The sequence below is a fragment of the Streptomyces graminilatus genome (assembly GCF_001418565.1).
In the GTDB taxonomy this organism is placed as follows: Bacteria; Actinomycetota; Actinomycetes; order Streptomycetales; family Streptomycetaceae; genus Streptomyces; species Streptomyces graminilatus.
Window position 1 is genome coordinate 1 of the sequence record NZ_LIQQ01000549.1, and the last position, 21,366, is coordinate 21,366.

Consider the following 21,366-nt stretch of genomic DNA (forward strand, 5'->3'; position numbering starts at 1 on the left):
GCGTGGGGTGGGGGGTGTGGTGTCGGGTGAGGGGGACGACGAGGTCGATCAGGTGGCGTGTGCCGTTCGGGCCGTCGACCACAGCCAGCTCCTCGGGTGTGGCGAAGGGTTCGGCCAGAGTGCGGGTTCCCCGGTGGATGCTGCGGCGCAGCAGCTCACGTTGGTCGGCCTTGCGAAGGTCGAGGGTAAGACGCCGGTCGGCTTCTTCGGCCACGAGCACAGGCGGGGGTGTGGGGCGGGTGTCGGCACGCCAGCCCGCGAGGCTCGCGTCGAACGTGGCGCGGTGATTGGCGGCCGTAGTGAGGGTGTCGGGCAATCGCCAGCGGGCGGGGGTGAGCAGGATGTCGCGGTAGCGCACACGTGGGGTGTAGGGCCAGCAGTCCAAGGGGCCCCAGTTCCACGGGTGCCAGGGCCTCGTTCCGGCATGGCCGAGGAGGTGGAGGGCGTACGCGGCTGGGGGCAACAGTCGGGATGCGAGGCGGTTGTAGAGCACGGGAGTGACCGGCCTGTGGTGGCGGGTGGACCACAGCTGCAGATGACTACCAGTGGTGGTCACGGCGAGTTCGTCAAGGAGTAGGTCGCCGGGGCGAGCGGGGACATCGAGTGGGATGCGCCAGGGTGCGGCGCCGGTTTCGGCGGCCAAGGCGGCGGCAGCAGCGGTGCGGGGGCGGCAGACGATCTCCGCGACCATGGGGCCGATTCCGGTGTCACCCTCCTCTTGCGCGACAAGTTCGGGGAGCCAGCGTGTCCAGCGGCCGGGGGCGGCCCCGGCGTTCTGGGAGCCGGTGGCAGGACAAACCGCAACGCGTAGTTGGCCGCTGTCGCGGAGTAGTTGGATGTGGATCTCGGCGGTGCGCGGGGGCGGCAGTGGCGAGGGGTTGGCGAGTCGGTCGATGTGCTGATCGTGGAGGACAAGTTCGTCCTTGCCAGCGGCCAGGGCGTCTGCGAGCAGGCTGGCGAGGGTGGCGGTGCGGCGTGTGTCGAGACCCTCGTCGGTGCCATTTGCGTCGTTCGGGCCTGGCGCGCCGAGGCCGGTGACAGGGTCGAGAAGTTCCCTCAGGGGAATGAGCCTTTGGCGGCCGTAGGTAGCGCAGAAGCGCCGGTGATAGTCGGCCAGTGGTTCAGCTCGATGGCCGATCCGCCACAGCAGTGAGGCGGCTTCGGCGGCCTGCTCGCCCACAGCGGCAGGCAGAGCAATCTCGGCGTCGGCGAGAGTATCAACGACCAGTGGCCGGCGCGTGTGGTGCAAGGAGTCGGCCAGGTCACGGGCAGCCTCCAGCAGTTCGCGCCGTCGAGATGTCCCGGGCCGTTGGGCGTCGTAGCGGTCCAGGAGGTGCTCGAGGTGAGCCAGGGACGGCCGGGCGGATGCGGTTGCCGGGACCTTTTCAAGCAGGTGATGCAGGGGGACCGCACGCAGGTCGGCCGGAAGCAGATCGGTGAGCAAGAGACCGGTGTCGATCATGTCGATGATGGCACGTGTGGCCTTCTGCTGGTCTGCGCCGGGATACCGCCGGAACAGCCCTTGGAGGAGGTTGGCGGCTGAGATCCCGTTGCGGCTGGCTTCCAGTAGCCAGAGTGAGACGTCGGTGACGCGCACGCTGGCAAACCGTGCCCCTTCGGAGACGGGATGCTCGATCTCCAGTCGAACTCCCCGTCTGGTCGCCGAGGATGCTGCAGTCAGCGTGAGCGCAGGCAGCAGATCCGGTTCCCCATGAAGCAGTTGGTCCGCTACGGCTGTCAGCCAGGAGGGGCTGAGGGTAGTCACGGTTCGGTGGGCGCTCCCCAGCCTCATCGTGGAGGCGGGGCCGGTGAGTGCAGCCGCTGCGACCCCGGCGAACACCCCGTGCGGGGTGGTACGGGTACGCGAGCGAAGATCGTATCCGGACTGTGTGACCTGCCCTCGCTCCGTGCCTTCGGCGACGGCCTGCTCGGCACTCCGGCTCGCCAGAAAGACGCCTTCTTCCAGCAGCCCAGTGCCGCTGCTGCCGTCGGGATCAAGATAGGGCCGCAGCGGGATACGGGCCATCGCCACGGGTTGGGGATCGAAGAGCCTGCGCATCACACCATCCATCGAGAACGCCGGGCCGAGGACGGGCCGGGCGCGCACGAACGGCCCGGCCCCCAAGTGCCTGCCTCAGCAGCCGGTCGTCGGCCCCTGAGGTGGCGACTCTCCGCAACCGTCTCCCGTGGTGTCGCCCTCGTCGTCATCGTCGCTGAGCCAGACTCCCAGCCTCCCGATGTCCTCCTGGATGGGGTCCAGGTCGAAGGCGTCTGCCAGCTGCTCGGGTAGCGCGGTCAGCTCCCCGGTCTGCTGTGCTTGGGTTATCAGTGGTGCCATCTCTACTCCCTCCACTTCAGGTCCCCGGGCGGCGCCAGGAGACGTGGATCCGGACAGCCCCGGCATGGGCATCCGAGTCTTCAGGTGACCACCAGACGCACGCTGGGCTTGTCGACCGTCACCTCGTCGGGGACTTCCTTGTCATCATGGCGGTAGGCGCGCACGACGGGCTGCCCCGTAGTTCTGGCCTCGCGGTCAAAGCGGTCTACTGCGTCGGCCAGGTGAACGGCAAGGTGTTCACGGCTGGGGCCGTGCGCGATGACCCCCAGCTCGTAGCTCTCCTGTGGGATGTCCGGGTCTCGGCGCAGGGTGAGGTAGGCCAGGGAGTCGTGGTTCCACACAGCAGGCATTCCCTTGTCCAGCACCCAGCCGACCAGGCCACGGTCGGCAGCGACTTTGGTGGCGCGTAGCCTGCCGTACGGGGCGATCGCGCCCGCAAGCCACACCTCCAACCGTGGCAGTAGCCCTTCTGAGCCGCTCAGTTCCACCCCGGTCCACTGCTCGTGACGGGGCCCGGTGAATGCCTGGGCCAGCGCCTTGTCGTCGACTGGCTGGTCCTCGTCGACGACAAGCCGAACGTCTGCTCCGGAGAGTCGTACGACATGCGGTGCGTGCGCACTGTCACCTTGCATCGCCACAAAACCCGAGACGATGAGCGTGTCGCTGCGCAGATGTTCCCGCTCACGGGCGAAGGCGATGGTGCGGGAAAGGCCGCGGAACCGCAGTGGCACCACCAGCCGTCCTTCAGGGGCGAGTTGGTCGAGCCACGCGGCGGACAGATCTGCGGCGCCGACGGTGACGATGATGCGATCGAATCCCTGTGCAGGAGCGTCCTTGATCGGTTTGGATCCGTCCGCTTCCTGGACTCGCACTCGCCCGTAGCCGGCCTCTTCGAGCTGCTTGCGGGCCCGTGCGCTGATGTCGGGATCGATGTCGATGGTGGTCACCAGGCTCTGGTCGCCGACCAACTCCGCGAGCAGTGCCGCGTTGCACCCTCCGGATCCGACCTCCAGTACGGTCATGCCGGAAGCTACCTGGGCGGCCTCCAGCATCTCTGCATGCAGCCACGGAGCAGAGACCGAACTGACCGGCTTCCCCTGTGAGTTGTACTTGGTGAAGACGGCTTCCGGGGCCCCGTACACTTCTTCTGCGGTCACCTCCGGAGCGAAGAGGTGGCGAGGCACTCTGAGGAAAGCAGCTTCCACCTCTGCTGAAGTGATCGCGCCACGCGCCCGTAGATCAGCCACCATCCGTGTACGCAGCGCATCAGGGGCCGCCGCGCCCACACCGGTCTCGGTCACGCAGCCGTCCTTTCTGGTGGCCCTGGGGGCCGTTCGTCGCTGGTCCGCCCCTCAGGAGTGGGTTGCTATAGAACCACGCCGGACTGCTACCCAATGGTTCGCTGCAACACTCACCGGCCATATCTCAGCCGATCCTGAGTGAGCAGAAAATCCCCCACAGCAGCGCCCTTGCCTCAATCATGAAGGTGCGATTCGCGACGAACGCACCCCTGGTGGGGACGAGATATCGGCCGATTCATGAGGGGATGAGAGGTGAAGCCACGACCTTCGTGACAGAGTTCGGATCGAAACCCAGCGTGGAACACCTCCCCGCGGCGCCGTGGCGCCGTATCCGTTCTGCCGTCCCGGCACTGCCCAAGTCCATCAGGTGCACTCGTAGGTACTGCCCTGAGTTGCCGAGTTCAGGAAGCCACGGGCTGTCCGGCTCTGCTACGAGTTCAACCACGGGTGTGTCGTCCTCCTGAGAAGTCGAGTCGATAGCAGTTGATCTTGGCAGGGTCTACGCTGGGCAACGCCGTCCCGGCGGTGTTCCCCCGTGCCGCCGGGACGGCATGCGTGCGTCCGGTCTGCCAGCAGGACCAGCTCACCCGCCCGCTGGAGGTGGAAGGGGACCACGACTTGCTCAAGTGCGCCGTCGTGAGGATGAGGACGAAGGGGAAGTCGCCCCACGCGCAACCGACTGCGCCCTTCAGGGAGTGGTGGGACCGTCAGGGAGACTATGGCGTGACGCGGGTATTGCTGCAGTGGGGCTACGGGTGGAGGAGCGCGTGACGGGTGGCGGGGCGGTTCGGCCCACGATGGTGGTCGCGGTCTACGAAGACGACTACGGACTCGTCCCCCGGCAGTCGCCGGGCCGGCCGTCATTCGACGCCTACTGGCGCGAGGTGCACGCACGCGCGAAGGAACTGCTCGACGCCGGCATCACGCCTCTGCTGCGGCCGCTCGTCGACGTTGAGTTCCGCAGGATCTGCCAGGATTCCGGGCTGCGGCCGGGATCGGCCGCGGCGTTCGAGGCGTACGCCCAACGGCCGGTTCCCAGGGATGAACTCGTCGAATTCGACGGGCTGCCCGTGGATGCCTTGAGGCGCATGATGGTGTACGAACGCGACACTGCGGCGATGATGTGGGCCTGCGACCTGTTCCTCTGCGCGGCTGCGGAGCAGTTCGGGGACGAGGCAAAGGCGTGGGCGTTCGACTCGGCACGGCGGGTACTCGACGCGGTTCTGGCAGAGGCCTCGGCCGGCGACACCATCCTCTTCGTGTCGAAACTCGGCGACGGACAGCCGCTCGGGTCCTATGCCCTGGCGGCCGGAGGCGAAGCGAGGGCAGCATCCGACGCTCGACGGGACCGAACCCGTCTGAGCACTCTGCTCGGTGCGTCCCTCCTGGTGCCCGCGAGCGGCGCCCTCGCTCTGCGGTCAGAGCGGGAGAACGGGACGACAGTGCGGGTTTGGGAGTACGCCCGGCAGAGGTTCGCCCCCAGCGAGCACGGGCGCCTGATCCTTGAGGCACATGACGCAGATGAGTCGTCGGTTCAGTACGTCCCGGGCTTCGAACTGCCCCAACCGGCGTAGTCCTCTTCGGCCTCGGCGCCCAACCGGCACCACGGGCAGCGGAGTCGGTGCCCGTTCCGGCAGGTGCGCTACAGCTGACCAGCCACCAGTACAGGCGGCACCCAGGTACACGAGATCACCACGGGTGCCGCCCGGGCGGGCGTCAGGCTGAGAGGAGTTCGCGCAGTCCCTGGGTGTGCGGGTGGTCGTCTCCGAGGACGCGTTCGGCGGTGGACAGGGCTTGTTCGGCCAGGGGCCGGGCCTCCTGGTCGCGTCCGGCGGCTTGCAGGACGCGGGCCAGGTCGAGGCGGGTCACGATGGTGTAGGGGTGGTCGGTCCCGAGTTTCTCGGTGCGCAACTGCAGCACCTGCACGGCGTGATGCTCGGCGCCGACCAGGTCTCCGGTGTGCAGGAGGCACTCAACGAGCAGGTGCCGGGCGGCCAGGGTGAAGCGCGAGTCGCTGTCCCTGACCTGGTGGTGCTGGTCGACGACTTCACGGGCGAGTTCGGTGGCCTGCGTCCAGCGTTCCTGCCGGCGCCAGAGCCAGGCCAGGGTAAGGCGCGCGGCCATGACGCTCTCGTGGAGGGACCACTCCTTGGCCTCGCCCAGGTCAATGTTCTCGCGGGCGAGGACTTCGGCCTCGGTGAAGCGCCCCAGGGCGCCGACGGTGTCGGCGAGGCGGACCCGGGTGTTGAGGGTGTCGCCGTGGTCCGGTCCCAGGGTGCGGATCCGTCCTTCGAGAGCCCGTCGCTGATGGGTCTCCGCCTCGTCGTACTGGCGCAGGTTGTAGCAGGCCAGGCCCCACTCCAGCAGAGCCTGCAAGGTGGCGTCGGCGTCCGGGCCGTGCTGGGCCTGGAGTCCGGTGACGGCGCGCTCGTACAGGCCGGCGGCCTCGGCGAATCGCCCGGCGTCGTACGCCTTCCCGGCCCGGCCGTACAACGCGGAGGCATCGTCGGCCAGATCATGTTCCAGGGGGGAACCCGGGCCTGCGGCCGAGGATGAGCCATCGGCGGCAACCCGGCCTCCGCCGCGTTCGGCCGGGGTCGGTTCGGCGGTGGGCGCGGTCTCTTGATCCAGGACCGGACGGCTGATCCGCTCCAGGTGCGCGCGGTATTCCTGGCGTACGTAGTCGGTGGGGTGGTCTGTCCACTGGGGTGCGTCAGCGTCGATCTGCCCGGTGTGCGTGCCGTGCTCGCGGTCCCAGTCGAGCAGTGCGCGGGCCGCCTCGCGCACCTGGGTGCGGGTGTCGGCGGAGGCGTGCTCACCCAGGCCGAGAACAGTCCGGTCGGTGAGCGCGGCGCGCAGCAGCAGCCTCTCGCGTTCGCGGGTCGGGTTGGAGGTGCCTGCGATCCGGTCGGCGAGGAGCGCGGCCTCGACGTTGTTGAGCGCCATCAGGTGCATCTGGATGTCGGGGGCCCCGGTGTAGAAGTCCGGCCCGTCGTCGGGGTGTGACGGGGTGCTGATGCTGTCGTGAAGGTTGTCGAGGCGTTGCTGGGTCTCCAGTGCGGCGCGCAGCCGGTCGCCGAGGGCGTACCCGTACTCGGCGTTCACCGTGAGGACGTCGCGGGCCTGCTCGATAATGAATTCGCCCTTGCTGCGCGTCGTGCTGTCGCCCGCGTCGATCCATCTGGGGATCGAGTGCAGCAGCGAGGCGAGCACCGGGTCGGGCGGCGCGGCCTGCACCAGGAGGTCGAAGACGACGTCCTCGCCGAGGCGTTGCGCGGCCGGGGCGAGTGGGATGCGCAGCAGATCGGCTCCGTCGGGCGCGTCGAGGTGCTGGTCGACGGCGGTGGCGTGCAGGGCGCAGGCGACCACGGCGTCCACGTGCTGGATGTACGTCTGGGCCAGGTCCTGGAGGTCCTGGAGCGGTGCCCAGGTCGTGAGGCGGTGGGCGAGGTGCCAGGAGATCAGCCCCGAGGCCCATACCCGACAGCCGTCCCAGGCGGACGGGAAACGTGCCGCCTGCATCTGCTGCAACAACTCATCGATGTCGCCGGAGTCCATGGTTCTGGACCGTACGTCCTGGACCCGGGCCGTGCTGATCAAACACGGAAATTTGGCCGTGTCTCAACTCTGCTCGCCTTGCACGTCGGTTGGGCCGAACCGAGCACATCACCCCGGCCCTCACCGCCCGGGGAAGCTAGTGCACTAGTTTCCCGAAGGGCGGCTACGGTGTCTTGTGGACGTACTTGCGCGATGAGGAGCGACGATTCCGTTGAGCGATTCCCCCGAGTCTTATCCCTATCAGCGTGTCGCCGGGGAGTTCCGTGCGCGCATCGCGTCGGGGGACTGGCCGCCCGGGTACCGGCTGCCGGCGCGGAGCAGGCTCGCACGGGAACTGCTCGGCGGCAACGGCGGGGAGAACGTCATCCGTCGCGCCCAGGAACTCCTCATCGAGGAGGGCCTGTTGGAAGCCCGGGCTGGCTCGGGGACGTACGTTCGCCGACTTCGCCCCCGTCACACGCTGCGGGCGCCCTTCGACGGGCTGGTTCCGGACGGATACGACGGCACCTGGGAGGCGAGCAGCCAGCCGCGCACGCCTGCGCCCGTCGAGGTCGCTGCCCGGCTGGGTGTCGAGGCCGACGCACCGTGTGTGCGGACCGCGTACGCCGTACTCACCGCGGGCGGCGAGCCGGTGCTGACGGTGACGAGCTGGGAGCCGATGGAGATCACCGGGGCCACTCCCGTCGTCCTGCCGAGTGGCGGTCTTCTGGCATGCCTCACCGTCCCGGAGCGGATGGCACACCTCGGGATCGCCGTGACACGTGTCGCCGAGACCCTCACCCCGGTCGTTCTGGACCGCGACCAGGCACAACGGGTGTCCGCCCCTTCCGGCAGTCCGGCGCACGTCATCTCCCGCGTCCACTACGACGCCGACGACCGGCCGGTCGAGACCGCCGACCTCCTCATCCCCGCCGCGCACTGGGACCTTCTCTACATCCACCAGGTCACGCCGGCTGAGCACCAGGATGGGGCTGCCGGGCAGACCGGATCCGTGCTCGGCACTGGCCTCTGAGTCGGGCCCCGGCGACCCGGCACCAGAGACGGCTGGAGCCGAGCCGAGGCTAACTTGCCGGTGAGGTCGGGTGTTCAGGCGGGCCAGGCGTCCAGGTAACGCTTGATCCCGGCCCGGATGAACGGCGGAACCCTGAGCGCATCGAGGTCTGCGGGGGCGAAGAACTGGAGCTTGACGCCTTCGGTCAGCGGCAGTGTGGTCTCGTCGCCGTCCCAGAAGGCGGCGAAGAACGTGATCAGTTGGCCGGATCCGTACTCGTCGCGGATCTCGAACAGTTCGGTGAGGTCTGCGGCGGTGAGGCCGGCCTCTTCGTCGAGCTCGCGGACGATCGCGTCGCGCGGGTTTTCACCAGGGTCGCAGCCGCCGCCCGGCACGCTCCAGTGGTCCGGCCAGACGATGTGGGGAAGGTCGTCGCGGAGGTGGAGGAGGATGTCGCCGTGGTGGTTGGTGATGATGGCGACCGCGCCGCGGGCGGTGGTGGACGGCTCCGTTGAACTAGTGGTGTCCGAGTGCATCAGGACACGGTAGTAAGCGAGTTGGGCATCGCGCGGCCAGCCGCGCCATCACGTTCCAGACCCACTCGGCGGGACCAGGTCTGAACTTTTTCCCCGTCGAAGCCGCAGGGTCGGCTTGTCCAGCAGAGACCGACCGCAGGCGGCGGTGCCTGTGTGTAGCCGGTGCGGATCTGAGGGGGGAATGGGAGGGCCGAGTCACTCTTCGGTCTTCGCCAGCCAGGCGATCCATGCGCCGTCGTCGGCTCGACCGATGTGGAGGTCCGGGGTGTGGCCCGCCGTCCAGGCGCAGATGCGGCCGTAGGTGCCGTGGCGGGCGAGACACAGCCGGGCCAGTTCCTCAGGGGTGAGGACCGTCAGGTCGTCGGGAAGGCTTTGGCCTGCTGCGGTGGCCCGTGCCTGCGCGCCGCGCCGTCGCTCCACCGCGTCGACGTGTTCGCCGATCAGGCGGGCCCAGCGCAGTTCCGTGTCCTCGTCTGCGGCTGCCGGGGTGTAGAGGCACTGGGGCTCGCCGTGTTCTTCGAACTCGTCGACGAGTTCCCAGCCGATCGACTCCAGTAGTCGGCGGGAGGCGGCGTTCGCCTGCTGGGTGACGGCGATTACCGGGCCGCCGCCGGGCGCAACGTACGTCCACCAGGTGACCGCCGCGCTGACCGCTTCCTTGCCCAGGCCCTGCCCCCAGGCGTCGGGAAGCAGTTGGTAGGAGACCTCGGCTCGGCCCTCGCATCGGTGATCACGGTTGATCGTCATCAGACCGGCGGGCTCACCGCCGACGGCATGGACGATGGTCCAGGCACCGGGTGTCTCCGGGTAGGCGCGCTGCCGTGCGGTCACCCGCTCCTCCGAAGCCGGGCCTCCGAGGAATGCCCGGACCTGCGTGTTGGTGAGCAACTCGCGTATGAGGGAGGCGTCCTCGGCCGTGACCGGGCGCAACAGAAGCCGGTCGGTTCGCAGCTCGGCGGGCCAGACACGGGCGAGGGCGACGTCGACGGAATCCATGAGGACTACCCTGACAGCCGACCGGACGACTCGCGCCGAGTCGCCGCGAACACCGCACAGTCGGATGACAGCGTCCCCCGGACTGCGGCCTTCGTCGACGTGACCTTAGACCTGCGCCAGCGGACGTGGCTGCCGTGTCACCCGGCGGGGGCACAGGACAGGGTTGGGCAGCCTGTCAGCCAGGGCCGCGCGCTGTGGAGGGGAATCCTCGGAGTGCGGGGCCGTCGGTGGGAAACGGCGTGATCAGCCGGAGAGTGCGTCCAGAGCTCCCCAGCGCTGCCACTTGGCGATCAGGGCTTCGACTGCGGGTCGATGTAGTCGAAGCCGGTCGACGCCCCGATTCTCATGGCCAGCGACCGCTTGGCCGCCAGAGGGTGCTGAGCGACCCACGCACAGACAGAAGGCGGCAATTCCTCGGTATTGTCAGGATTATCGGGCAACGTGGCGTGGCAGACGGTCCACCCCTCGTCGTAAGAGCCGTCCGGGCGGAGCCCCAGAAGCTCGCGCCGACGCTCGTCGCTGAGCTGGGTGCCGCGACGGCCGATACAGGTCGTGCACTTGCTGCTCATCACCCGGACTCTGCCGGTCTCCGGGTCGAAGACGGACGGGGCGCAGGTGTCGTCGCCAGGTGCCAGTACGGCGGCAGGTGCTGGGCGAGGCATGCGGTTGGCTGGGTCCTCGCAGAAGGCCCGGAAGCTGACCGATGGTTCCTCCGGCCGACCGGTGAGCATCGTTCTCTCTCCTACCTCGTGGGTGACGTTGGAGTCTGTCATGTTGCGGGGAGCACCGTCTGGTTCAGGGCCAGGCGTGCGCGCTGTTCTTGCTGGAGGGCTCGGCGGAGGTGAGCACAGGCGACGGCGGGCAGCAGGCTTCCGAGCCGGCCGACCGCCCGGAGGCGTTCGACGGCTTCCCTGAGGTGAGCCGTGGCGGCCTCGTGTCCGTCGAGGTCGTCCGGAAAGCGGCCGGCAACCTCGGCGAGAAGGTCTGCGAGTTCAGTGAGGCCCGGGTCGTCAGGTACGTCGGCGCCCCATGCCGCCACAGCGTCCGTCAGCTCTTCAATGGCGCGGGCGCGGGTGCCTGAGAGCCGTGCGGCCAGTGCGTTCACCAGGCCATGGTCTCGCGAAACCCGGTTGGCTGGTGGGGAGTTCACCGAGGTCGAGGTGGGCCGTGGCGGTAGATGCGGCTGCGCCGTCGTGGGGGGCGCTGCGGGGTCGCATCGTAGTTCTGGCCGTTCGGGCGGCGTTCGAGTTCCTCGGTGGTGTCAGTGGCAGCTGACAGGCTGGCCGGAGGTGCGGCCGAGACGCACCGGATCAAGGAGACACCGCAGTGGATCACCTCAGGGCGTGGAAGATCTACGTCCGTGCCATGGAAGAAGCCCTGAGCCGTGCCGGCTACACGGACGCGGCGGAATTCTCGGTGCACCGCACCGATACGCGTGGGGCGGCCGGGGCACGCTGGTCGTGGACCCGCCAGTGCCCGCACCCGACCAGTGAAGAGTGGCCCGACGGTCTGGACCTGGCGTGGGACTCGGCAGCAGGCTGGGGCTTCCGAGCACGAACTGCCGATCAGCTCGTTCCTCTTCCGGTGCCCGTACTCGCGGCACCGCACGCGATCGTCGCCCTGCTGCCGGCGCTGATGGACGGCCGCCGGGGGCATCTGCCCGCCTCAGAGGACCAGTGGGAGCACGCCACGACGGTGGTGGACCTGGTGAACACTGCGTCGCTCCACGACGACGACAAGTACGGTCCCGACTACCAGCGGTATGAGGAGGAGGCAGCGCTCTTCCTTCGCTGGGAGGACCAGCTCGACGGCACGTTCCCCAACGACCTGGCGGGGGCCACGGACGACGAGGAGCGGACGGCAGGGGTAGGTCACTGCGGCGACGGGGCCTCCGAGCCAGGCACCGGGGAGCTGGCCCGCCGCCGGCACGTCACCACCATCCTCGACGCGGCCCTCAAGGCACGCAGTGGCCCTGCCCGGCATCCGAACCCGGAGTTGTTCGGGATCCTGACCGACTACTTCACCCGAGCCGTGGTCTTCCCCGGCCAACTCGATCCGGACGACGGCCAGTTCCACACCAGTGACCCCGCACGCGCTCTCGCGCATCTGCTTCTTCAGCATCTGGAACGTCATGGCCTTGACTGGGAGAACGTGCCGGAACTGGAAGTTCCGGAGTCGTCTGCTGCCCCGGTCGGCGATGCGATGGCCGAGTGCGTCGCCCAGGCGCTGCGCGCGAGCCGCTGGTTCGCCTCCGCAGCCGCCGGCAGCGGCTCGGAGGAGATCTGTGTCAGGTTCCGCACCGTATTCGGCACGGACGGTGTCCTGCGCCTCGCGGATACACCGGGCCCCGTCAACGATGCGACGGCGTAGGAAGAAGCGGCCCCACTATGCGGGAATGGAAAGACGCATTGTGGACTGAGCGGAGTTCAGGCTCGGATGTCGGCCTGTGGCTCGTGGAGCGCCGGCCGCGCGGCTTCGTCACTGGCCACGGCTTCGCCGGTCTCGAGCAACGCGTTGTCGGTGGACCAGAGCGCATTGCCGAGGAAGTACAGGGCGACCATGCCGGCGCCGATGAACGCCACCCAGCCCAGAGCCAGTACGACGACGCTGGCGTCGCCCCGGTGGGAGCTGTAGGCGACGCCTTGCATGGTCGTGAACAGACAGGGGAACCATGCCGAAGGGCCGAAGCCCGGATCCGCGTGCTGGCCGTTGCCGCGGCGCCATGCCAGCAGCGGGGCTGCTGCCAAGCCCGTGCTGAACAGGCCGTACATCAAGGCGAAGAAGGCGTTGTCAATGAAGCGGTGGCCGTTGGTGAGTCCGAGGTAGGCGACCCCGGGCAGGAAGAGCACGGTCGGCACCGCGAATCCGAGCACGTCTCCACGCCGTCGAACCGGCCCTGCCGTCACGTTTCCACCCCGAATCTGCGGACACTTTGTCCTCCCGCACCGTACCTGGCGCAACCGTGGCTGCCGACAGTTGACAGGAGGGGAAAAGCGGCGCGGGGCGGTTGCTCGCGTCCCGCGAGTTCTCCGGTGCGGGCTGGTCATGAAGCCGAGTTCGGGCGCTCGGTGGGTTTGCGTATCGTGCGTGATCCGTACTGCCGACCACACTGTTCACCGCGATGAGAGGCCTCGATGGGATCTCAGTCCCCCGCTGCTGGAGGGCATCAGCAGATCAGCCGTAACGAGGCGTCGACCTGGACGGTCCAGGCCGGCGCCGACGGGACGTGGATCGACGTCTCCACCCCGACCTCAGACCACGAGAAGGCGAAAGAACACCTCGCCTGGCGGAACTCCGTCGCGCAGCCGTCCGTCACCTTCCGCTTGGTCCGGGACACCACACTGCACACCCGCACTGTCGAGCCCGTGTAAACGGCTCTGCTACTCGTAGCTGTCGGCCCCACCTGTCGCCGAACCCGACCGGAGCCGAGCCGGAGCGGACGTGCACGCGGCGGTCACCGGTGCCGGTGGCCATCGGAGTGCAGACGGGCCGGCAAGTCGGCCATGGCCGGGTGGGGCCGTAGAGTCACGGGGTGGAATCCTGCCCTGCCCACCAGTCCACTGATCTGGCGTGTTCCGCCTGCTGTCGGCAGACGCTCCTCGCCAACCCTGGTGACATCGAAGACCTCACCAGACTGCGTCCGGGAGCCTTCGCCGCGTTCGCGAAGCGCGAGGCTGCATGGCTGGAGAATCTGCTGCTCGACGGCTGCGACCGAGTGCCGCTGATCGGCGGATGGCCAATACCTGGCAGTCCTCCACTTGTGGTGCGCTGGGCCGCGTGGGCGACACCGGAAGTCGCCGACGCGCTGCCGGTGCCCGCTGCGGTCGCCGTCGGCGTCGCCCGGGCCCGCAGTCAGCGCGAGGGCGTGAGCGGCCGCCACGAGCTGTGGACGTCGAGAATCCTGGACCGCCTCGACGCTCACGTGGACCAACGGCTGGCACAGCTGTGGCGCGACCTGGCGCTCCTGGCCGGGGAGCGGGATCCGGTCGCGGCGGCCGGGCTTCGCCGCAGCGTGGAGAAACAGGCGCGGCCGGGAGTGTGGGCGCGTTCACTGGAGTGGCTTCTGATCGTGGGGGGCCAGCTGGAGGGGTGGGACGCGGCGCTCACCCTCGCGCTCGCCGACAAGCACCCTACGGTCCGGCGGGCCGTCAGCCGCTGCTGCCGCAGCCCCGTCCTCACCGTGCAGTTGCGGGCCGACGGGATGCGGGCCGCGGCCGAGACAGCCGGTCCGCTTGAGGAACGGCTGCTGAGCATCGTCTCCGCGTCGGTCGACGCCCGCCGTGCGGGCTTCCCGCGGCCGCTGTCGGCACCCTCGGCGACCTGGCTTGCCGATCACGATCTGGAGGACCTCGTGCAAGGCGCCACCCGCCGCGCGGTCGCCGGCTTCGCGAGCTCCATGGACGACCTCGGGGCCGCGGAGGAGGAGCACCTGACGGCGACCCTGCTGGCCGCGCTCGTCGCTGAGTTCACTGATCTGCCCGTCCACACCCGGCTGGCTGGCGTCGCGGGACCGCATCTGCGAGTCGGCCACCGCACGGTGACAAAGAAGGAAGAGAAGACCATCGGTGCCGACATCGGGGTCGTCGTCGACGTACGCGTTCCAGGCCGACTCCAGCTGCGGACGGGGGACCTCATCCAGGTAAAGAAAGCGCTCAGTCGCGGCCGGGAGGACACCTGGACGGTCAAGCGCCGCCAGCTGCACGATCTGCTGGAGCACAGTGCCAGCGCGGTGTACTGGCTGATCCGCGCCACCGGTGACGTCCTGGTGGTCCCCGCCAAGTTCCTCGCCGCCATCGAGGGAGCGACCGCTGGCCCCTCCTCCAAGCAGTTCACCGTCGGCTACGCGGCCGTCCGCCACGCCGCGATCCGCATGGAGCAGTACCTTCCCGATCTGATCGTGGGCCTGTGGCTCGGTAGCAACAGCGAGCGGACTCTCCAGGCCGCGCAAGGCAAGGGCCGCACCACCAGGCCCCGGTTCGCCCTCACGATCGACGTCGTCCTCGACCATCAGGAGAGGTGAACGCGCGGGCCGGCGAACGGCGGTGGGCGACGCCCCCGGAGGGCCGGGCACTCGGCGGTGTCGGGATCGCACGGCGATCACACCAGGGGCCTGGCTTCCGGATAGCGTTCACCTGTCGAGAGGGGCATCGTGCACCGTATTAAGAGCAAGCAGGTCTACACGACGTGCCGAGGCGGGGCGACGTCCGTCTTCCCGGAAACCGTCGTCGTCGACTACCAGCCAGGAAGCAGGACCGTTCAGGTCTACGACGAGCGTCAGACCACCCGCCAATTCGACATCCCCGTCAGCTACTTCCACGAGACGGCCATGACGGAGCGGGGTACGCGCAGGAAGACCGGCTACTACCTCACCTCTCGCTCAGAGCTCTGACTCACCGCCCGCTGTGCCCGGCCGAGTGAACAAGGTCTTGGCCAGCTATGTGTACGCGGTGCGCGCCGCCGAGTTCGGCAGGAGACGTCGGCGAGGTACGGCATGGCAGGGACAGGCACGTCAGCGGTCACACCGGCGGGGTCCTCCGCTCGGGCGCCCGGTTGTCCAGTCCGCTCGCCGAGCAGGACGATCCCCGAGCCCGGCCGCCCCGTGTCGGGCGCGAACTGCTACTCGAAGTCAGCGCCAGGGGTTATCCGCCAGTCCACGCGTCAGTGGTGCGCGCGCATCACGTCCAGCCGCCGCTCGTGCCAACTGTGCCCAAGCACTTGCCCGTTGGGGTCCTCGGCGAGGAGCTTCACCACGGAACCGCCCTGCCAGGTGAGTCACTGCCACACGCTGGTGACGCCGTTCCAGTAGTCGGCGACCTCGGCAATCCGGTCCTGTCCATGGGGCCGCAGTCGAGCAGGACGATCTCAGCTCCAGCCCAGACGGCGCGCTCCAACCGCTCGGCTACGGGGCCAGACCGCGTAACAGCCCTCAGGAGCGATAGGTTAGGAGCCGGGTCACGGAGCGATGGGATGGCATGGAGCGGTCCACCACGCGGACGCGACCTGAGTCCAGCCGAGAGCGGTACAGGCATCGTTGCGAGCGGAGGCTGCCACGACGAAGCCGAGCCCCGTCAAGATCTTCGCGGCCTCCTCCTGGGGCAGCACGGGCACGGCACCGCTGACGGCGATCATGTAGCGGCCGGGATCGTCCGGACCCGCGATGGTGAAGGTGTCGGCGGAGCCGAGGTCGAGGTTCGGTCCGGCGGCCATCTCCCGGTCCGGGCCGATGACGGACATCGTCCACCGTCCTCGGAACACACCAACCTCAGCGCAGTACAGCGCAGGCAGACCGCTGTGGGCGGGGTGAGCCTCGGGCACCGGAACTCCTCCATGCAGAAAGCGCCGCCGCGCCGGCCCGGCGCGACACGACGACCATAGAGGAACGGTCTGACACAACCGGTGGGCGCCGTCCGCCGTCTCGGCACCCTCCACAGGCGATGTCTCCCTCAGTCATCTGCCCCGTGCATGCGTCGGTCGTACGCCGCGGCCGGTTCCAGTCCCATCGCGGCACGGCGTTCGTCGAGCCGGTCAGGGTCGGCGACGGGTTGCGGGCGCAGGTTCGAGCCGTCCGGGTCGTGGGTGTACTGAGTTCCGTACGTCTGGGGTTCGCCGGCCGCGACCAGAACCCGGTCGGTGAGGTAGGCCAGGTGGCGTGGAGGGGCGTCTCCGGCCGCGACCGCGGTCTTCAGGAGTTCGAGCGCTTGGCGCTGGAAGACGGGGGCAAGATCGGCGTGCTGGGCAAGAAGCCATGCCTCATCGGCTCCCTGTTCGCCGACCAACGCCACGCCTGGCCAGCCGTGTTCTGCGATGACCTGCTGGAGCCAGGCCGTGTTGTCGACGTCGATCCGACACATCTCGCGTCCGTCACGGGTTTCGGCCGCGAGGCTGCGCGCCGCCTGGTCTTCTTCAGCGCGGCGGTGGAGCTCGGCGGCGAGGTCGTGGTTCATCGTGAGGGGGTTCTCCTCGTCGACGCCGGAGTGAAGTCGGTGATGCTGCGCCCAGCCGGGCCGGACTCAGCCGACCGAGGCCCAGCGCTCGTCGCCGTTGGCGGGTGCCTGCCGGTCGTGCTGAGCGCGGGCGGCCTCCAGCAGACGCCGCCAGGAGGTCACGGTGGGCCGCCGCCGCAACAGGGCGCGCCTTTCCCGGTCCGTCATACCGCCCCACACACCGAACTCGATCCGGTGGTCGAGAGCGTGCGCAAGGCATTGGGTACGCACCGGGCAGCCGCCGCACACCGCTTTCGCCCTGTTCTGGGCCGCGCCTTCCACGAACAGTTCATCGGGGTCCGCGGTTCGGCACACCCCTCGCGCTTCCCAGTTCTCCGCACCGTCCGTGTCCACCCCGATGCCGTCCTCTCCCCGATCCGGCCTGCCGCACTCGCTCCGGCACAGGTACTGATCCGCAGACGTTACGGCAATCGCACGGGGCATGGGACATCGTCATCCTGCTGCACCCCTTAGGGTGAAGGCGGCCTTGACGGAATCGGTGTTCTCACTCCACCGGGGTGCTCATCCGGTGCCTGAGCACCCCGGCATCAGGGGGAGTTGGGCTTCGCTCGTCACGGCCACTTTGCTGATGCGCCGCTGGATGGCCGCGCGCATGTCGGCGTGGTCCTTGTCCCAGTTGTCGAAGCGGTCGTAGCGCAGTTGAAGGGTGGCGGTGCGGTCCGGCGACGTCAGCAGGACGAGGCCGAGGTGCTGGCCCGGCGTCAGGTCGCGGTGTCCGCGCAGTTCGAGGGGCAGGCCGTGTTCCGGATCGGTCAGCGCCTGTACCAACTCGGCCCGTCGCATGCTGGTTTGGGCGTCGTGGTCCAACTCCAGGATCCACCATTCGCCCAGCCGGGACTCGTGGCCGGTGACGACCTGGGGCACGGCGACCGTGTGCAGAAGGCCGAGGCGGCGCAGCAGGCCGCTGGGAAGCCACGCGGCATCCCGCCAGACGGACTCGTAGATCAGCGGCTGGCGTTCGGCGTCCCACTGCCGCTCGTAGGCGGTCCAGCCCTCTGTCCGCCAGCAGGCCTCTCCACCATGGTCTTCGACCCGCTGGACGAGGGTGGCCTCGGCGCTCTCGAAGGCCCGGCGTGAGGGGCCGGTCAGTGTGAGGCTGGTCGGCTGTCCGAGACGGCGCAGTTCGATGCCCCGCTCGGTGCGCCGGCAGATGCGGACCCCGTTGAGACCGTAGATCTGGTCCCTTCCGGTCTTCATCGGCATGCGGCAGGGCAGCAGTCCGCTGAGCAGTTTGTCGAGGCTGGTGTTGCTCTCCATGTGAAGTCGCAGGCCAGCCTTAGTGGGCTCCACGTACTGGATGCCGAAGGGGTATTCGAAGAGGAGCCGTTGGCTACCGAGTACCTGGTAAAGGACCTCGGACTCGAGCAGGAGTTGGGCGGGCTCGGAGGGCGCCGGGATCAGCGGCTCGCCCGGGGCCAGGGCGGCCACGACATCACAGGCGACCTGACGGGGAGCACCGGTGTAGAGGGCGTACGTGCGGGCGCGGCGACTGATCTGGTTGGCCGACATCGGCAAAGGCACCTTTCGCTCGGCTCCGTCGGCCCGCGGAGCATGAGGAACAGGTACGTGATGCGGCAGAACGTCCATGCGGTGGAACGGGTCGAAGCCGTGCTTCTTCGCCTCCGCCTGAACCCATCGGGGCCGAGGTTCGCGGTAGGAGCAGCAGACCGGTGCCGCCGGACGGCACTGTAGCCGACAGGCACGAAACCGGCGAAAGGCCACACCGGGCAGCTGGTCTACTGCGTGGTCTTCCGACGAGACCGACCCCCGGCCGGGGGCCGCGGAGGGAACGGACCGGCTCCGAGGCGGCCTTGCTGCGGGCCGACGGGCACATGGGGTAGGTGACCTGGGAGGGTCGACTTCGTTGGTCGTGCGTGAGTGTCCAACAGCTTCTCGACATGGCCTTCGCCCCTCCGCGTCCTCCCGGTCCGCGCCTGCCCCGCCTCGGGATCAGGGACCTGCAGCCCGGCGCCTGGACGGAGTTCCTCCTCGGCCCGGGCGCCGCTGCTGCCGAGGAGGGCTCGTGGGACCGGGAGCTGGCGAGGCTGTGGAAGCGGCTGGTCGCCGAGTGCGGCGCGGCCAACCGCTTCGCGGCCGACCATGACATCAACTGGGAACTCTTGCCGCACGAGAGCAAGCTCGTCCTCGCGATCGCCGGTCCGAACGGCCACGTCATCGACGTCGCCGCTGCGGCCCTGGAGACCCAGCGGGCGGACTGGGAGCGGGAATCACGGTACGCGCGCATCCACCGGCCGCTGCCCGCGGACCTGTGCGGCCTGCTGCCCGCAGACGTCGGCGCACTGCGCTCCGGGCTGCTTGAGACCGGCGACTTCCGCACGAACGACTACCGCGATGAGAAGGGACGATACGCGCGGTGGCTGCGGGCACTGACCGCAACGGCGGCCTACCTCGCCGCCCCCCACACGATCCCCGCCGCCCTCGCCCTGGACGTGGTGACCACCGCAGCCCTGGACCAGCAGACCCGCGCCGCGCTGCACCTGCCGGCTCCCTGGTCCCTTGTGGTGCACGACCCCGTCCCCCTGGCCGCCGCCGAAGCGGACGACAACGACCTCGCCAGACTCATCGACTCCGGCGCATGCGTCGGACGCGAACCGGCCATCCTCGGCGGCCTCCTCGCAGCCCTCCCGGACGGCCAGCTCGACACCACGGCGGGATTCCTCCTCATGACCGTCCTCGACACGGACGAGAAGCGGCACTGGGTACTCCAACCGGCCGCGTACGGCGACCATGCCGGCGGGCGCGTGCTGTACGCGTACGCCGCCCAGCTCGCCTTCGCCGACTGGGCACCCCCGCCCGTACTGCCTGAGCCCGGTACCCGACCGTCGTCGCGCAGCGCCCTGGCCCGGATCGCCACCAGCGAGGCAGGCCGGGCTGGCGGCTTCCACCACGTTCGCGTCCTCAACTACACCCCACCGCCCGACGAGCCACCCACCGGCCGTACGGAGCCGAGCGGGTCGCGGGGCTCGCTCATCTTCGGCACATGGCGGCGGGCCCACTGGAAACCTGGCGTCCGGATCGGGATCCGTGACGGCGCGGGCAGACTCATCGGGCCCGTCTACAAGGACGGCGCCGTCGAGGGCACTACTTTTACCCGCGAACGCCGCTTCTTCCTCCGTGCCCGGATCCGCCCCGACCTCCCTCTGGCCCCCACCACCACCGTCTACACGATTCCGGATCCCCAGTCGCCGGGCGGACGTTGAGGGGGACTCGACGCCGGTCACCGCCCGGCAGAGCTTCCGGGCGGGCGGCACGCGTACCGCCCAGTTGGAACCGACTGCGAGGTCGTCGCTCCGGCTCGGAACTTGGCTCAGCCACGCCACCGGCGTCGGTGATCGCCCTTGGCGAGCGGTCGGCCCCTGGTCGGGTAGACGGGGGAGGCGATGCCGGTGCCCATGACGGCGAAGGTCTCGCGGTCGGCGGTGAGGGTGGCCTGGTGGGCTGCGGCGTCGATGCTGTTGGGTCGCTCGTAGGCTTCGAGCCGATTTTCGAGGCTGGCTGCCTGTGGGCATGAACGGGTGTGTTCTCAGCGCATGTTCGCGGCTTCGTCGATGCGCCAGACCGCTTCTCGAACCTTTCCCTCGAGTTCTTCGAATGCGTCCTCAAGAGCCGCGAACTCGGTGAAGAGCACGTGCTTGTCGTCCATCTCTTCCATCGCCGTGGCCCGCTCGATCCAGGACTTCACATCCTTCATCGTGAGGGGATACGTCCGGCTCCGCAGCACCTCCCTTTCGAAGATCGCTTCGATATCTCCGTCTTCGATTTGCATGCTCCGAATGGCGTCGCCCGGGATCGCACCATGGGCGCTGTTCTCCTCGACGTATGCGAGTCCGGACTCGAGATCGTCAAGGCGCCCGAGAAGGTGGTCGACCAGCGCGGTCCTCACCGCTTTCAGGTCAAGGCCGACTTCCTCCCTCAGTCGCCTCGCAGCCCTATGGGATACCTCGAAGGGGTTCTCATGGGCGGGTCCGCCCTCCTGGAACCGTGCCAGCTCAGGCCCCAGCGAACCACCACTGGCCATCACACCCGGCTCGTAGCAGTCCAGGACCGTGCATGCCTCATCGAAGTAGATCAGGACGGCGGGACGGATCACTTCAACGCGGTGCTGATCACGGTGATAGGTCTCGTTCCGATAGTCGTGCAGCTTCTTCAGGACCGGCGCGAGGTCGCCGGGCAGGGTCCCCCGGTCGACCAAGAAGTCGATTTTGTCTCCGAAGTTGTCGTTGATCCTCTTTCGCTTCCTCTTCGAGGTCACCATCCCTTCGAGCCTCGAAATGTCTGCGCGGAGCTGGTCGTCGCTCGGCCCAGAGGCGAACCGGCGGTGCTGGGGTTGTCGCTCTTGCGCATCGCTTCGAGCCGGCGGAGGTTCTCAAGCTGATCGAAGTGGACGTGCTCGGAGTAGAGCTGGTCCTTGACCATGCGGTGCATGATCAGTTCGACGGCGCTGTCGAGCAGGATGTGGGCCAGTCGCAGCTGCGGTACCCGTCCGATCCCGATGAGGCGTTTGACCTCTTCGAATTGAACAACTACCAGTTCGAGGCGCTTCATCACCGCCCGCCTTCCGTACTCTGCTCGGCCCGAGCCGAGGATTCTCACGGTAGTGATCGAGCAGCACGGCCAGCAC

At 68.7% G+C, this 21,366-nt stretch carries 22 protein-coding genes; 7 read left to right on the forward strand and 15 right to left on the reverse strand.

Annotation, left to right across the window (positions count from 1 at the left end):
- The 3 genes from AOK08_RS35975 to fxlM form a co-directional block, all read right to left on the reverse strand.
- Positions 1-2,071 (reverse strand): lantibiotic dehydratase family protein (locus tag AOK08_RS35975; RefSeq protein ID WP_338400169.1); only part of this gene is annotated, 2,071 nt, incomplete at its 3' end.
- Positions 2,072-2,134: 63 nt separating this feature from the next.
- On the reverse strand, positions 2,135-2,338 hold the full coding sequence (locus AOK08_RS35980; protein WP_055533864.1) for a hypothetical protein: 204 nt from the start codon (positions 2,336-2,338) through the stop codon (positions 2,135-2,137).
- Between the two features lie 80 nt (positions 2,339-2,418).
- Entirely contained in the window at positions 2,419-3,624 is a 1,206-nt protein-coding gene (gene fxlM / locus AOK08_RS35985) for a methyltransferase, FxLD system (protein WP_157876937.1), read from the reverse strand.
- 782 nt (positions 3,625-4,406) lie between these two features.
- Between fxlM and AOK08_RS35995 the strand changes: the two genes are divergently transcribed.
- Complete coding sequence (locus tag AOK08_RS35995) at positions 4,407-5,213, forward strand: hypothetical protein (protein WP_157876938.1); 807 nt, start codon at positions 4,407-4,409, stop codon at positions 5,211-5,213.
- 142 nt (positions 5,214-5,355) lie between these two features.
- Here AOK08_RS35995 and AOK08_RS36000 read toward each other — a convergent pair whose 3' ends face one another.
- On the reverse strand, positions 5,356-7,197 hold the full coding sequence (locus AOK08_RS36000) for a tetratricopeptide repeat protein (RefSeq protein ID WP_055533872.1): 1,842 nt from the start codon (positions 7,195-7,197) through the stop codon (positions 5,356-5,358).
- A 211-nt stretch (positions 7,198-7,408) separates the two neighbouring features.
- On the opposite strand from AOK08_RS36000, the gene AOK08_RS36005 reads away from it, so the two are divergent.
- Positions 7,409-8,209, forward strand: a complete 801-nt coding sequence (locus AOK08_RS36005) for a GntR family transcriptional regulator (RefSeq protein WP_055533874.1) — start codon at positions 7,409-7,411, stop codon at positions 8,207-8,209.
- A 74-nt stretch (positions 8,210-8,283) separates the two neighbouring features.
- Here the strand turns inward: AOK08_RS36005 and AOK08_RS36010 are convergent, their stop codons facing one another.
- From AOK08_RS36010 to AOK08_RS45200, 4 genes are all read right to left on the reverse strand, one after another.
- Entirely contained in the window at positions 8,284-8,724 is a 441-nt protein-coding gene (locus AOK08_RS36010) for an NUDIX domain-containing protein (RefSeq protein WP_055533875.1), read from the reverse strand.
- Positions 8,725-8,919: 195 nt separating this feature from the next.
- Positions 8,920-9,720 (reverse strand): GNAT family N-acetyltransferase, encoded by an 801-nt coding sequence (locus AOK08_RS36015; protein ID WP_055533876.1) that lies wholly within the window; start codon positions 9,718-9,720, stop codon positions 8,920-8,922.
- A 290-nt stretch (positions 9,721-10,010) separates the two neighbouring features.
- Entirely contained in the window at positions 10,011-10,382 is a 372-nt protein-coding gene (locus tag AOK08_RS36020; RefSeq protein ID WP_157876940.1) for a hypothetical protein, read from the reverse strand.
- A gap of 107 nt (positions 10,383-10,489) precedes the next feature.
- Positions 10,490-10,825, reverse strand: a complete 336-nt coding sequence (locus tag AOK08_RS45200; RefSeq protein WP_241827236.1) for a hypothetical protein — start codon at positions 10,823-10,825, stop codon at positions 10,490-10,492.
- A gap of 221 nt (positions 10,826-11,046) precedes the next feature.
- Here AOK08_RS45200 and AOK08_RS36030 point away from each other — a divergent pair, with 221 nt between their 5' ends.
- Positions 11,047-12,090 (forward strand): hypothetical protein, encoded by a 1,044-nt coding sequence (locus AOK08_RS36030; protein WP_055533879.1) that lies wholly within the window; start codon positions 11,047-11,049, stop codon positions 12,088-12,090.
- Positions 12,091-12,146: 56 nt separating this feature from the next.
- On the opposite strand, the gene AOK08_RS36035 is transcribed toward AOK08_RS36030, so the two are convergent.
- Positions 12,147-12,593 carry a hypothetical protein gene (locus AOK08_RS36035; RefSeq protein WP_055533880.1) on the reverse strand — a complete coding sequence of 149 codons (447 nt, stop codon included), beginning with the start codon at positions 12,591-12,593 and terminating at the stop codon, positions 12,147-12,149.
- Positions 12,594-12,854: 261 nt separating this feature from the next.
- Between AOK08_RS36035 and AOK08_RS36040 the strand changes: the two genes are divergently transcribed.
- From AOK08_RS36040 to AOK08_RS36050, 3 genes are all read left to right on the forward strand, one after another.
- Entirely contained in the window at positions 12,855-13,091 is a 237-nt protein-coding gene (locus AOK08_RS36040) for a hypothetical protein (protein ID WP_055533881.1), read from the forward strand.
- Between the two features lie 161 nt (positions 13,092-13,252).
- Positions 13,253-14,740, forward strand: coding sequence for a hypothetical protein (locus AOK08_RS36045; protein ID WP_157876941.1), 1,488 nt, complete (start codon positions 13,253-13,255; stop codon positions 14,738-14,740).
- Between the two features lie 129 nt (positions 14,741-14,869).
- Entirely contained in the window at positions 14,870-15,109 is a 240-nt protein-coding gene (locus tag AOK08_RS36050) for a hypothetical protein (protein ID WP_055533885.1), read from the forward strand.
- A gap of 563 nt (positions 15,110-15,672) precedes the next feature.
- Here the strand turns inward: AOK08_RS36050 and AOK08_RS36055 are convergent.
- From AOK08_RS36055 to AOK08_RS36070, 4 genes are all read right to left on the reverse strand, one after another.
- Complete coding sequence (locus tag AOK08_RS36055) at positions 15,673-15,954, reverse strand: hypothetical protein (RefSeq protein ID WP_055533887.1); 282 nt, start codon at positions 15,952-15,954, stop codon at positions 15,673-15,675.
- Positions 15,955-16,163: 209 nt separating this feature from the next.
- Positions 16,164-16,664: a DUF6624 domain-containing protein gene (locus tag AOK08_RS36060; RefSeq protein WP_055533889.1), complete on the reverse strand. Its 501-nt coding sequence runs from the start codon at positions 16,662-16,664 to the stop codon at positions 16,164-16,166.
- 66 nt (positions 16,665-16,730) lie between these two features.
- A complete protein-coding gene (locus AOK08_RS36065; RefSeq protein ID WP_079054471.1) occupies positions 16,731-17,147 on the reverse strand; it encodes a WhiB family transcriptional regulator in 417 nt (138 codons plus the stop codon).
- Positions 17,148-17,225: 78 nt separating this feature from the next.
- Complete coding sequence (locus AOK08_RS36070; RefSeq protein WP_055533891.1) at positions 17,226-18,233, reverse strand: hypothetical protein; 1,008 nt, start codon at positions 18,231-18,233, stop codon at positions 17,226-17,228.
- 389 nt (positions 18,234-18,622) lie between these two features.
- Here AOK08_RS36070 and AOK08_RS36075 point away from each other — a divergent pair, with 389 nt between their 5' ends.
- Positions 18,623-19,945 (forward strand): hypothetical protein, encoded by a 1,323-nt coding sequence (locus tag AOK08_RS36075; RefSeq protein ID WP_055533893.1) that lies wholly within the window; start codon positions 18,623-18,625, stop codon positions 19,943-19,945.
- A 323-nt stretch (positions 19,946-20,268) separates the two neighbouring features.
- Here AOK08_RS36075 and AOK08_RS36080 read toward each other — a convergent pair whose 3' ends face one another.
- Both AOK08_RS36080 and AOK08_RS36085 read right to left on the reverse strand, forming a co-directional pair.
- Entirely contained in the window at positions 20,269-21,000 is a 732-nt protein-coding gene (locus AOK08_RS36080) for a hypothetical protein (protein ID WP_157876942.1), read from the reverse strand.
- Positions 20,994-21,290 (reverse strand): hypothetical protein, encoded by a 297-nt coding sequence (locus AOK08_RS36085; RefSeq protein WP_055533896.1) that lies wholly within the window; start codon positions 21,288-21,290, stop codon positions 20,994-20,996. Before AOK08_RS36085 ends, AOK08_RS36080 begins: the two co-directional genes overlap by 7 nt.
- Between the last annotated feature and the right edge of the window lie 76 nt (positions 21,291-21,366).

Bases quoted from the DNA above. Each gene is read 5' to 3' on its own strand.
- AOK08_RS35980 (WP_055533864.1), bottom strand. From the start codon at position 2,338: ATGGCACCACTGATAACCCAAGCACAGCAGACCGGGGAGCTGACCGCG.
- AOK08_RS36000 (WP_055533872.1), bottom strand. From the start codon at position 7,197: ATGGACTCCGGCGACATCGATGAGTTGTTGCAGCAGATGCAGGCGGCA.
- AOK08_RS36010 (WP_055533875.1), bottom strand. From the start codon at position 8,724: ATGCACTCGGACACCACTAGTTCAACGGAGCCGTCCACCACCGCCCGC.
- AOK08_RS36015 (WP_055533876.1), bottom strand. From the start codon at position 9,720: ATGGATTCCGTCGACGTCGCCCTCGCCCGTGTCTGGCCCGCCGAGCTG.
- AOK08_RS36020 (WP_157876940.1), bottom strand. From the start codon at position 10,382: ATGCCTCGCCCAGCACCTGCCGCCGTACTGGCACCTGGCGACGACACC.
- AOK08_RS36040 (WP_055533881.1), top strand. From the start codon at position 12,855: ATGGGATCTCAGTCCCCCGCTGCTGGAGGGCATCAGCAGATCAGCCGT.
- AOK08_RS36055 (WP_055533887.1), bottom strand. From the start codon at position 15,954: ATGTCCGTCATCGGCCCGGACCGGGAGATGGCCGCCGGACCGAACCTC.
- AOK08_RS36060 (WP_055533889.1), bottom strand. From the start codon at position 16,664: ATGAACCACGACCTCGCCGCCGAGCTCCACCGCCGCGCTGAAGAAGAC.
- AOK08_RS36065 (WP_079054471.1), bottom strand. From the start codon at position 17,147: ATGCCCCGTGCGATTGCCGTAACGTCTGCGGATCAGTACCTGTGCCGG.
- AOK08_RS36070 (WP_055533891.1), bottom strand. From the start codon at position 18,233: ATGTCGGCCAACCAGATCAGTCGCCGCGCCCGCACGTACGCCCTCTAC.
- AOK08_RS36075 (WP_055533893.1), top strand. From the start codon at position 18,623: ATGGCCTTCGCCCCTCCGCGTCCTCCCGGTCCGCGCCTGCCCCGCCTC.
- AOK08_RS36080 (WP_157876942.1), bottom strand. From the start codon at position 21,000: ATGGTGACCTCGAAGAGGAAGCGAAAGAGGATCAACGACAACTTCGGA.
- AOK08_RS36085 (WP_055533896.1), bottom strand. From the start codon at position 21,290: ATGAAGCGCCTCGAACTGGTAGTTGTTCAATTCGAAGAGGTCAAACGC.